The sequence below is a fragment of the Parasphingorhabdus sp. genome (genome assembly GCF_048267785.1).
Classification (GTDB): Bacteria; Pseudomonadota; Alphaproteobacteria; order Sphingomonadales; family Sphingomonadaceae; genus Parasphingorhabdus.
The window spans coordinates 39,146-50,723 of the sequence record NZ_JBLWWU010000012.1 but is presented as its reverse complement, the minus strand read 5'-3'; the positions used below and the strand labels follow the sequence as shown (position 1 = coordinate 50,723).

Here is an 11,578-nt window from a genome sequence, read left to right as displayed (position 1 = left end):
GGAATATGTCCCTAAAGGTCAAATCATGGCATCGCAAGAGATCGAAAATCTGGTTCAGGCCCTCGCCAAGCTTCCCGGGCTCGGTCCGCGTTCGGCGCGGCGGGCGGTGCTATATTTGCTGAAACGTCCGGAAACAGCAATGAAGCCGATATTGGCAGCGATGGCACAAGTGGATGAGCGGCTCGTGACCTGTGGCATCTGCGGCAATGTCGATACCCAGGATCCCTGCCAGATTTGTGGCGATCCCCGACGCGATGAAAAATCGCTTTGTGTGGTAGAGGAAGTATCCGATCTTTGGGCCCTCGACAAATCCCGCCTTTTTCCCGGCAAATTCCATGTGCTGGGCGGGCGCTTGTCGGCGCTGGACGGAGTTCGCCCTGAAGACATTGCGATCGACAAGCTGATCAAGCGGATCGAGCAGGGCGGGATTGATGAAGTCGTGCTGGCGATGAATGCCACATTGGAGGGCCAGACGACCGCACATTATATTGCCGAACGGTTGGAAAATTATCCGCTGCGGCTTAGCCAGCTATCTCACGGGATCCCCGTCGGCGGTGAGCTGGACTATCTGGATGAGGGCACTTTGGCGCAGGCGCTCCGCTCTCGACGCCCGATAAATAGCGATTGACTCATTCTATATGCCGTTGGGCGGCCCCCCGGGCATTCGAAGCCCCGGCTAATTTCAACCGCATGGGGTGCGGTAGTTCAGAATATCAAAACGGCAAAGATATCCATCGCTTAGCGCGGGGTGGCTGCGGCTGTCACCGGCAAAACAGACGCCGGTCCCATAAATTTGCTGCAGCATTCCGGCAATTTACAAAAGCCGGCCTTATTTACAAGGATGACAATAAAGACACAGTCGGCGGAAAACCGGTATCTAGTCACTCGATTTGGCTTCCAAATGCCGATTGTCAAGCTATCATAATGGAGCATAATAAAAGAAGTTTTTAGGAGAGAATGCCATGAAATTAGCTTTGAATCTGTCTGCGTGCGCTTTTGCCCTTGCCGCAATCGCTACCGCCCCCGTTTATGCTCAGACGCAATCAGACGCGACAGACCAGGCTGATCAGAACGACGGCGGGACCGTTGACGATAACGTTATCGTCGTGACCGCACAGGGCCGGGCGCAGGTTTTGTCTGATGTGCCTATCGCCGTTTCAGCGATCAATGCGGAACAATTGCAGAAGAGTGGCGCAAGTGACATCCGCGAGTTGAACCAGCTTGCACCTTCACTACTCGTATCGTCGACCGGAAATGAAGCCAATGGTTCCGCCCGTATCCGCGGTATCGGTACCGTTGGCGATAACCCGGGGCTGGAAAGTTCCGTCGCGGTATTTATCGACGGTGTTTATCGTTCTCGGAGCGGAAATGCGCTGAGCGAACTTGGGCCGATTGACCGGGTCGAGATTCTTCGTGGTCCGCAAGGAACATTGGGCGGACGTAACTCTTCTGCCGGTATGATCAGCATTACGACGGCTGGCCCGGAATTTAATTTTGGAGGACATGCCTCTGTTTCTTACGGCAATTATGACCAGTTTCGGCTCGAAGGGGGCGTTACCGGTCCGCTGAGCGATACGATTGCTGCGCGTATTGATGGTGTCTATCTGAAGCGTGACGGTTTTTATAACGATGTGGTAAACGGTACCGATATTAACAATAAAGATCGCTATCTGGTTCGCGGCCAATTGCTGTTCGAACCAAATGACGGCCTGAGCATCCGCGTTGTGGGTGACTATTCCAAGAAAGACGAGTCTTGCTGTGCCGCGACCTTTGTGCAGCCGGAATTTGCTCAGCAGGCGCGGGTGAGCCCGGGGCTTGATTCCTTCGCGCTTCCGCAACCCGGTGCACCTGCCCTTACCGATGCGGCCAATCCAATCATTCCGGTGCTGCTGGCATTAGGGCAAAACAGCAATGCCCTTACCCAGAGCACGTTTAACCGCGACATTTATGTGACGCCCGGTCGTTCGTACGCTGGTGAGACTGAGGATTTTGGTGCTTCGGTTGAGATCAACGCAGAGCTGGGTAATCTGAATCTGACGTCGATTACCGGATATCGCGAATATTCAAACTTTCAGGCTTCTGACACCGACTATACGCAAGTCGACATTCTCTATCGCGCACCGAATGAAAATGCCGGTTCGCGGGAATTCAAGACCTTCACACAGGAACTGCGGCTGCAAGGTTCTGCCTTTGATGACAAGCTGGACTGGTTGATCGGCGGTTTCTACGCAAATGAGAAACTCGAAACGCGGGATAACCTTCGTTTCGGTTCGCAATATGGTGCATTCGCACCCTGCCGCGTGGTCAACGCCATAAATCCGGCTCTGGCTGATCCGAGCAGTTCGGGTTGTCTGAGCGCTGGCGGCAGAGCGGTACTACAAGCGGCAAATGGTGGTGCTGGCGCCTTTGGTGCGGCGACGCCTTTGATTTTTGCCGGTCTGGATAATCTGGCCCAGATCAACGACAAGGGTACGATACTCGACGTATATAATCAGAAGAGTGAAAATTTTGCGTTTTTCACCCACAATATTTTCCACATAACCGACAATCTCGATTTCACGGTAGGGCTTCGCTACACCAATGAAACCAAGGATTTCAATGCTGCCTTTTCCAACGACAATACAATGTGCCCCATCCAGCGCGGCCTTTTCACGCCGCTGCTCAGCTCCGGGGTCGCTCCTTTGGCTGCGGGCATTATCGGACTGTCGTGCCAGGGCAATTCAACCGCCGAACTGGACGGGGTCACTCTGGCCGACAGCCGGAGCGAGAGCGAATTTACCGGTACCGCTATCCTGTCCTACAAGCCAACCGACGATCTGATGCTTTATGGTAGTTACTCGCGCGGTTACAAGGCTGGCGGTTTCAACCTTGACCGGTCTGCTCTGACGAGTTCGACGCTGGGCAATCCGGCATTGACCGGTGATACCGCCAATCTGCAATTCGACCAGGAGACGGTCGACGCATTTGAAATTGGCGCGAAATACTCGACCCGGGAATTCTCGCTGAGTGTTGCTGCGTTCCGTCAGCAGTTTGACAATTTCCAGCTCAATACGTTCAACGGCTCCGTTTTTCTCGTTCAGAATATCAACGCCTGCAGCGATGATCTCGGCGGTGCGGATATCGATGGTGATGCGACAACCGGTGCTTGTAGTGCGGACAATGTCAAATATGGCGTTGTTGCACAGGGTGTCGAACTGGAAGCATCAATTAACCCGATCAGACATGTCAACGTCTCGATGGGCCTGACATATACAGATACCAGCTATGAAAATAACTTGGTTGGTCGGGATACCGGTACTCCGCTTGATCCGGCGTTGCGTCTGCTTCCGGGCGACAACCTGTCGAACGCTCCCGAGCTCACGGCGACGGCATCGCTGTCGTACACGCCACCAATCGGGAATAGCGGGCTGACCGGTCTGTTCTATGTCAACGCGCGTACGACCAGTGACTATAACACCGGTTCGGACTTGCTCTATGGCAAGGAACAGGACGGCTATACGCTGGTGAATGCGCGTATCGGTATCCGCGGTCCTGATGACAAATGGGCGATCGAAGGTTGGGCACAGAATCTGTTCAACATCAATTATTCGCAGGTTGCGTTCAATACGCCGTTTGTTGCATCCCAGCAGACTTATTCGGCTTTCCTTGCGGAACCACGGACCTATGGCCTCACGGTGCGCACCCGCTTTTAGGGCGGCTCGTCGACTTTAACTAAAAAAGCGTGCGGTTCTATTTTGAACCGCACGCTTTTTCTTTGCCTCCACCGCTGCTTGACGAATCCCGCCTGAATCCCTAAATTTGGGCTATGGCTATTTTACCAATCATCGAAGTTCCCGATCCCCGACTGAAAACTGTTTCAGAACCGGTGACCGAATTTGACGAAGCGCTCAAGACGCTCGTCAAGGACATGTTCGAGACCATGTATGATGCGCCCGGCATTGGGTTGGCCGCTATTCAGGTCGGCATACCCAAGCGCGTGCTGGTGATCGATCTGCAGGAACCGGCACCGCACGATCACGAGCATGGCGAGACTTGCGATCACGACCATGGCGTGATCAACGATCCGCGGGTGTTCATCAATCCCGAGATTCTGAATCCCTCAGAGGAACTGAACGTCTATCAGGAAGGCTGCCTTTCGGTGCCCGACCAATATGCCGACGTCGAGCGACCTGCCGTGATTACCGCTCGCTGGCAGGATGAAGATGGCAAGCAATATGAAGAGCAGATCGAAGGCCTGCTCGCCACCTGTCTGCAACATGAGATGGACCATCTCGAAGGCATATTGTTTATCGATCATCTGTCACGGCTGAAGCGCCAAATGGTGCTAAAGAAGCTTGCGAAGCAGCGGAAAGAGCATGGAATCGCGGCTTAGTTTCTTCGCCACTTCCACTCCCCATTTCCCTAAAACGCCGTAATTTCTTCATCCTGAACTTGGTTCAGGATGCAATGTCCGATCAAGACTACTGGCGTCGTCGCGCTATGGATCCTGAACCGTTGGGGAACGGAAGGCGCGCAAGTTCACATGGCACCTATTGCCTATTGCAGAAAACGCTCCTAGGTTCTCTTTTCGTTCTTGTTTGAAAGTGAACCGATTTGGATCCGATTTTTGTCATAATCACCATCGTCATCGCCCTCTTGGGCGGCTTGATGCTGGGCTGGTATATCGGCGGAAAACCCGCCAAGGATGCAGCGCAAGCGACCAGAGAGGCGGTTCAGACAGCCAAAGAGGCTGCTCAGGCGACGGATGCTTTGCGCATAACGCTCGATGGCGTTCGCGACGAGCGGGATGCAGCGAGAACCGAACTGGCCGCTTTGCAGGCTGACGCCCGCAATCACGAAAAGCAAGTGCAGCAGCTGATCGAAGCGAAAGAGACCTTATCGGCGCAATTTTCCGAAATCGGCGCGAAAATGCTGGAAACCGCCCAGCGACAGTTTCTTGAGCGGGCCGACCAGCGCTTTGACCAGGCGAATGAAAAGGGCGGAGAGAAGATCGCCAAGTTGCTGCAGCCGGTTCATGACCGTCTGGCAACCTACGAGGCCTCAATCACCAAGATCGAGAAGGAACGGACCGAATCCTATGCCGGAATTACCGCGACAATCGAACAGGTTAGGCTGGGGCAGGACAGGGTGCAGCAGGAAGCCGCGCGCCTCGTCAATAGTCTCCGTAACGCTCCAAAATCGCGTGGTCGATGGGGAGAGCAACAGCTTAAGAATGTCCTCGAAACCTGCGGGCTATCCGAACATACCGATTTTGTCACAGAGCATAGCATCGACACCGATGAAGGTCGGCTGCGTCCCGATGCGGTGATCAATGTGCCGGGCGGGCGCAAGCTGGTGATTGATGCCAAGGTGTCGCTCAATGATTATCAGGACGCATTTGAGGCAGAAGACGAAGATGCCCGCACCTTTGCGATGGCGCGGCACTGCAACAGCATGAAGGCGCATATCGATGGCCTCTCGAAGAAAGCCTATTGGGACCAGTTTGAGGATGCACCGGATTATGTTATTATGTTCGTACCGGGAGAGCATTTTCTCGCCGCTGCGCTTGAGCATGAGCCGACCCTGTGGGATCATGCTTTTGAAAAGAAGGTGCTGCTGGCGACGCCGACCAATTTGGTGGCGATCGCGCGCACCGTCGCCGGTGTCTGGCGGCAGGAAAAAATGGCCGCCGAAGCCAAGCAAATCGGGCAATTGGGCAAAGAAATGTATGACCGGCTTGCGGTCGCCGGCGAACATCTCAAACGCATGGGATCAGGTCTCGGCAGCGCGGTCGGCAATTATAATAAATTCGTCGGCAGCTTTGAGCGCAATGTCATGGCAACGGGGCGCAAATTCGCCGAATTGCAGATCGAGACCGGCAAGAAAGATCTCGAACCCGTGCCCGAGATCGAAGCGCTGCCGCGCTACAGCGATGCGGTGGTCGAAAAGCTGATCGAAGATGACCGTGAGATCGGCGAAAAAGCGGCGGAATAGACCTTAGGGCGGTCCATCCGCTGCTTCGGTAATGGTGCCTCCACAACCGTTCAATGTGCCATTCTCGCTGGCCTCTATCTTCACCGTGTCGGCATAGCTGCGATCGCTCATGCCATCGCTGCATGTTTCGCCGCTGGTGATATAGATATTGATATTGTGACTGTCGGAAAAGCCTTTGACTTCCCATCCGCTGTCGGTTTTCTTCATGCGCTGGACCGGAAGCGTGAAGTCATTGCCGCTCTGGGTGGTCAAGGCGATATTATCGTCCTTGATGTCGACCCGCCAGCCCGGTTCGGTGCCGATGGCACTATAGTCACCCAGTTTTTCCTCGACTACCGGTTCTGCTGCAGGCTCGTCACAGGCCGAAAGCGTCAATACGGCGAGCGATGAAAGCAATATTATATTTTTCATATTTTTTCCCCTCCGCCTTGAAATGTAACATAGCTGTGAGGGGAAGGCTATTTATCTCTTTCGGCCCTGATTTAGCACCTCATAGGCCATGACCGATGCGGCAACGGCGGCGTTCAGGCTGTCGGCCTTGCCCATCATCGGCATTTTGACGAGCGTGTCGCAAGCCGCTTCATATTCTTCCGGCAGCCCCTGCGCTTCGTTGCCGATCAGCAGGAAGGTCGGTTGCTTGTAATGTACCGACTGATAATCATTTTCGGTGTTGAGGCTGGTTCCGACCAGTTCGCCCGGACCGCTGCGCAGCCAGGACAGAAATTCCGGCCAGCGCGCCTGCGCGATCTGCTGGGTGAAAATCGCCCCCATGCTGGCGCGCACCGCTTCGACCGAGAAGGGATCGACACAGTCGTCGATCAGGATCAGTCCGCCGGCACCAACCGCATCACCGGTCCGCAAGATGGTACCGAGATTGCCAGGATCACGCAACGCTTGCGCCACCAGCCAGATATTGGAAGCGGCTCGATCCAGGTCTTCCAGCGCAACAGGATGATCGGGGTAAATACCGATGATCGACTGGGGATTGGACTTTCCGGACAGTTTGGCGATGATGGCTTCGCTGGTTTCGATGACGTCGCCACCGGCAGCCACAGTTGCCTCTTCTATTTTCCGGGCGAGAGGATGTAGTTCGGTGCCCTCGACAACCACCAGTATTTTCGGGGTTCTGCCGCTGTCCAGCGCCTCCGTCAATATCCGGAGGCCCTCTGCAAGAAACAGCCCTTCACGTTTGCGGTGTTTCTTCTCGCGCAAGCTCTTCAGCCGCTTGATCGTCGGATTGGAAAAACCGGTAATCTGGTGGCGCATGGGGTCAGTCTTCGCCGAAGCCATCGACGACCAAGCCCGCCAGTTTTTCGAGCGCACTCTCTGCCTGGGTGCCCGAAACGATAATCTCGATATTGTCCCCTTTGGCCGCACCGAGCATCATCAACCCCATGATCGACGTCCCGGTCACTTCGGTGCCGTCTTTCGCCACCTTAACCGTCAGATCGTCGGGCAATTTGCTGACATAGGTCACGAATTTGGCGCTCGCCCTGGCATGCAAACCACGCCCATTGGTGACCTGGACAACTTTGCGAAACTCGCTCACGCATCATTTCCCAAAATTTCCGAAGCGACACTGATATATTTTTGTCCTGCTTCCTTGGCCGCCGCGATGGCATCAGAAATTTTCATTGATTTGCGTGCACCATCAAGACGGATGAGCATCGGCAGATTGACGCCGGCAATGACTTCGACCTTGCCTTTTTCCATCAGGGAAATGGCGAGATTGGATGGCGTTCCACCAAACAGGTCGGTCAAAATTATGACGCCCTCGCCGGAATCTACTTTCGCGATGCAATCCGCTATTTCCTTGCGGCGTTCTTCCATATCATCCCGGGCACCGATGCCAACCGCCGCGATCGCCCTTTGTGCGCCGACCACATGTTCCATCGCGATGACAAATTCCGTTGCCAACTGCCCGTGTGTGACGAGCACCAATCCAATCATGGTGATTAAATTCCTTTGTTCCCGTTCAAACTCTGCATGGATTCCAGCGCTTCTGTTGGCCGTGATGCCAAATTGCGATGCCGGACACTGGGGGAAAATCCGGCTGTGTGCAAGTCTTTGCTCAGACGTTCGGCAACATGTACCGATCGGTGACGCCCGCCAGTGCAACCAATCCCGATGTTAACATAGGCCTTGCCAGCATCCTGATATCGCGGAAGCAGGAATTTGAGCATGTCGAGGATCTTCTCGATCGCTTCAGCATAGGCAGAATCCTTGCTGATATATTCAGCCACTTCCGGATCGAGGCCGGTCATCTGCTTGAGTTGCGGGTCCCAGAACGGATTGGCCAGGAAACGGACGTCAAATAACAGATCGATATTGTTTGGCAGGCCCTTCGAAAAACCGAAGCTGGTTATCGTAATCGTTGTTGATGCATTCTTGTCGAGCGAAAATCGTTGCCGGATTTGCCGCTGCAGGTCATTGGCCGTCAGATCACTGGTATCGATCACGTGATCAGCCCATCGACGAAATGGTGCAAGCAATGTTCGTTCAAGCGCGATGCCGTCTTTGGCCGGTCGATCCAGAGCCAGTGGGTGGCGCCGCCGGGTTTCTCCATAGCGCCGTTCCAACTCTCCACCATTACAGTCCAGAAACAGCGTCGAAATAAGATAGCCAGGTTCTTGTTGCAGGCGATTGATACTGTCGATCAGCTTGTCGGGTTCAAATCCTCTCGTCCGGCTGTCGAAGCCGAGTGCCAGCGGTGGATCACTGTCCCCCCGCGAACTGGATGGCGGTGTTTGCAGCAGGCCTTCGACCAGACGAATGGGGAAATTATCGATCGTTTCCCAACCGATATCTTCCATTGTTTTCAACGCAGTGGATTTTCCGGCGCCCGAAACACCGGTGATCAACAGGACCCGTTTGAGGCAATCGCCGGTCATATCTTGCCTGCTTCTTGTACTATCCGTTGCAAGGCCAGTTCCGCCTTGATTGATGCGCTATTTTCCATGGCGTTCAGTGTACAGAATGGAATAGTTATTCCCAGCAAAATCATGGTCTGTTTGTCCATCGGAAAACGGTCTGGATTATCGTCCAGTTTGACGATGAGTTTCAACGCAATATCGGACACATGGTCTTGGTCGAATATTCCGAGCGAGCGAACCTCCAGTTTGCCGGCGAGCCGGGATGGCGGGCTCAGGAATAATCTGTCGCCAGTCCGACGGATGTCCACATAATCGTCACTGATCAACGCCGCTCCCCGGTCAATCAGTCGCAATGCCAGATCGGACTTGCCTGACCCGGATTTTCCGCAAAGCATCAATCCCGCACCGGCGATGGAGACCGCTGTTGCGTGCATTTTCAACGGATCGCCGATGCCCGTCGCGTTGGTCATCCCGGAGCCTTCGGAAGGCGAATCTCGAAACAGGCCCCTGATTCGCCACTAGCCCTATCCAGGATATGAATTTTGCCCTGATGGCCTTCGATTATCGTTTTCGCGATCGCCAGTCCCAATCCGCTATGCTTTCCAAAAGCTTCACCATCGGGTCGGTCGGAATGAAAGCGCTGAAAAACTTCTTCTCTCTGATCCGGCGGCACGCCTGGCCCCTGGTCCGCGACGTGGATCACAATTTCATCACCGTCCGGTGTTGCCAAAATCTCTACGAGACCACCTTCGGGTGAGAAGGAAACCGCGTTGTCGAGGAGATTGCTGAACACACGTTCAAGGCGGTCGCCGTCGCCCATCACTTTCGCAACATCTTTGCCGGGGCGTGCAAAAGCAATATGAACCCCGAGATTTGAGGTTCTTTGTTCCCGGGCAGCCAGCAACTGCTCTAGCATCTGGCCGATGTCAATTGGTTCAAATTTGGCTCTGGCGAGCTCTGCATCGACCCGCGAAGCATCGGAAATATCGCTGATCAGCCGGTCAATGCGGCGAACATCATCGTGTGTCACATCGAGAAGCTGTTTTCGCAGGTCCGGGTCATCTACCCGTTCCAGCCCTTCCAGTGCCGATCGAAGCGAGGCGAGGGGGTTCTTGATTTCATGACTGACGTCAGCGGCAAATGCTTCGGTGGCATCGATGCGATGACGCAAGGCTGCACTCATGTCGGAAAGCGCGCGGCTCAATTGCCCAATTTCATCGCGACGGCCCGGCATGCGGGGAATCGTGATTTCGTCTGATCGCCCCATGCGAACCCGAACCGCCGCCCGGGCCAGTTTTCGGATAGGTCTGACGATGGTGCGGGCAAGAAAGAGCGACAGGAGTATAGAGACCGTCGCGACGACCAGTATCACCAGCAGAACGCTCGATCGTTCCGCTCTCACTATCCGCGTAATATCTCGCGCGTTGGCGGTCAGCAGAATCGAGCCGGTTCCGTCGGAAAGGGGTATTCCGGCTGCAATGACCGGCGTACGGTCCGGTGCAAAGCTGACTGTGCTGACCGCCTGCATCGTGTTTTGGGCTGCCACAAGCTCCGGCCATGCGCTTGTGACATCGTTGGCCGGTTCGCTGAAATCGGGAATCTGCGCGCTGAAAACCAGACTTTCGATGGTTCTGTCCAACAAGCGAGCCACATCCTTGCGGAATGGTTCGGTGTCTGGGTCGATAAATTGGTAAGTCGGCTTGGCTAGCGAAAAACTGTCCAGGGTTTTGGTGCCGTCAGGAGCATAGAGGCGCAGGCGTGCGTTCAAATGGCTGGAAAACTGGCGGACAAGTGCCTCCCGGTGCTGAGCCTCTCCCGAGGACAATGCATCTGCAATGATTGTGAGCTGCAATCTCGCCTGATCCAGACGCTCCTCGGTCAGCCGGTCGCGATAATTGTTGAGATAGAACAGACTGCCGGCCAGCAGTGCAATCGCCAGAACATTGACGACCAATATGCGGGTTGTAAGGGAAAGTCGCGCCGACCAACGGAGTGACAGGCCACTTTCACTATCGGTCCCACGATTAGTCCGTGTAGCGATATCCGGCTCCATATAGCGTGTCTATTGCGTCAAATTCACTATCAACTTCGCGGAATTTTCTCCGCAATCGCTTGATATGGCTGTCGATGGTGCGATCGTCGACATAGACGTCATCCTGATAAGCTGCATCCATCAACTGGTTGCGGCTTTTCACGACTCCTGGCCGATGCGCCAATGTTTCGAGAATCATGAATTCAGTTACGGTCAGGGTCACATTGCTACCCTTCCATTTTACCAGATGGCGCGCCGGATCCATTTCCAGATCACCTCGGACAAGGGGTTCAGCGGATTCGTCATCCTCGCCGTCATCCAGTGATTTGATGAACTCGGTGCGTCGTAGAATCGATTTGACCCTGGCAATCAGCAACCGTTGTGAAAACGGCTTTTTGATATAGTCATCCGCCCCCATCGCCAGACCCAGCGCTTCATCGAGTTCTTCGTCCTTCGATGTCAGGAAAATAACCGGCAAATTTGATTTTTCACGAACTCTTCTCAGCAGTTCCAGGCCATCCATTTTCGGCATTTTTATGTCGAATACAGCAAGGTCAGGGGGATTCTCCAGAATCGCGTGGAGCGCGGCTTCACTATCTGAGTAAACACGCGTGACAAAACCTTCTGCCTGCATCGCGATCGACACGGAAGTCAGGATATTGCGGTCGTCGTCAACAAGGGCAATATTGGCTGCCATAAT

At 54.4% G+C, this 11,578-nt stretch carries 12 protein-coding genes; 4 read left to right on the top strand and 8 right to left on the bottom strand.

The window, feature by feature from the left end:
* The first annotated feature begins 25 nt into the window (after positions 1-25).
* The 4 genes from recR (at position 26) to rmuC (ending at position 5,973) form a co-directional block, all read left to right on the top strand.
* Positions 26-628, top strand: coding sequence for a recombination mediator RecR (recR, locus tag ACN0VD_RS11140; RefSeq protein ID WP_417594215.1), 603 nt, complete (start codon positions 26-28; stop codon positions 626-628).
* Between the two features lie 334 nt (positions 629-962).
* Positions 963-3,692, top strand: coding sequence for a TonB-dependent receptor (locus tag ACN0VD_RS11135; RefSeq protein ID WP_417594213.1), 2,730 nt, complete (start codon positions 963-965; stop codon positions 3,690-3,692).
* Positions 3,693-3,805: 113 nt separating this feature from the next.
* On the top strand, positions 3,806-4,372 hold the full coding sequence (gene def / locus ACN0VD_RS11130; protein WP_417594211.1) for a peptide deformylase: 567 nt from the start codon (positions 3,806-3,808) through the stop codon (positions 4,370-4,372).
* Positions 4,373-4,593: 221 nt separating this feature from the next.
* Complete coding sequence (rmuC, locus tag ACN0VD_RS11125) at positions 4,594-5,973, top strand: DNA recombination protein RmuC (protein WP_417594209.1); 1,380 nt, start codon at positions 4,594-4,596, stop codon at positions 5,971-5,973.
* Between the two features lie 3 nt (positions 5,974-5,976).
* On the opposite strand, the gene ACN0VD_RS11120 is transcribed toward rmuC, so the two are convergent.
* The 8 genes from ACN0VD_RS11120 to ACN0VD_RS11085 are packed head-to-tail and all read right to left on the bottom strand — an operon-like array spanning position 5,977 to position 11,575.
* Complete coding sequence (locus ACN0VD_RS11120) at positions 5,977-6,384, bottom strand: COG3650 family protein (protein WP_417594207.1); 408 nt, start codon at positions 6,382-6,384, stop codon at positions 5,977-5,979.
* Between the two features lie 51 nt (positions 6,385-6,435).
* Positions 6,436-7,239 (bottom strand): TrmH family RNA methyltransferase, encoded by an 804-nt coding sequence (locus ACN0VD_RS11115; RefSeq protein WP_417594205.1) that lies wholly within the window; start codon positions 7,237-7,239, stop codon positions 6,436-6,438.
* Positions 7,240-7,243: 4 nt separating this feature from the next.
* The gene (locus ACN0VD_RS11110) at positions 7,244-7,522 is read right to left on the bottom strand and encodes an HPr family phosphocarrier protein (RefSeq protein WP_417594203.1); all 279 of its coding nucleotides are present in this window, start codon (positions 7,520-7,522) and stop codon (positions 7,244-7,246) included.
* On the bottom strand, positions 7,519-7,923 hold the full coding sequence (locus tag ACN0VD_RS11105) for a PTS sugar transporter subunit IIA (protein ID WP_417594201.1): 405 nt from the start codon (positions 7,921-7,923) through the stop codon (positions 7,519-7,521). The genes ACN0VD_RS11110 and ACN0VD_RS11105 overlap by 4 nt, the downstream gene beginning before the upstream one ends.
* Before the next feature lie 5 nt (positions 7,924-7,928).
* Positions 7,929-8,864, bottom strand: a complete 936-nt coding sequence (gene rapZ, locus ACN0VD_RS11100) for an RNase adapter RapZ (protein ID WP_417594199.1) — start codon at positions 8,862-8,864, stop codon at positions 7,929-7,931.
* Positions 8,861-9,316 (bottom strand): HPr kinase/phosphorylase, encoded by a 456-nt coding sequence (locus tag ACN0VD_RS11095; RefSeq protein ID WP_417594197.1) that lies wholly within the window; start codon positions 9,314-9,316, stop codon positions 8,861-8,863. Before ACN0VD_RS11095 ends, rapZ begins: the two co-directional genes overlap by 4 nt.
* A complete protein-coding gene (locus ACN0VD_RS11090) occupies positions 9,313-10,899 on the bottom strand; it encodes an ATP-binding protein (RefSeq protein WP_417594195.1) in 1,587 nt (528 codons plus the stop codon). Before ACN0VD_RS11090 ends, ACN0VD_RS11095 begins: the two co-directional genes overlap by 4 nt.
* Positions 10,871-11,575, bottom strand: a complete 705-nt coding sequence (locus tag ACN0VD_RS11085; RefSeq protein WP_417594193.1) for a response regulator transcription factor — start codon at positions 11,573-11,575, stop codon at positions 10,871-10,873. Before ACN0VD_RS11085 ends, ACN0VD_RS11090 begins: the two co-directional genes overlap by 29 nt.
* Positions 11,576-11,578 lie beyond the last annotated feature (3 nt).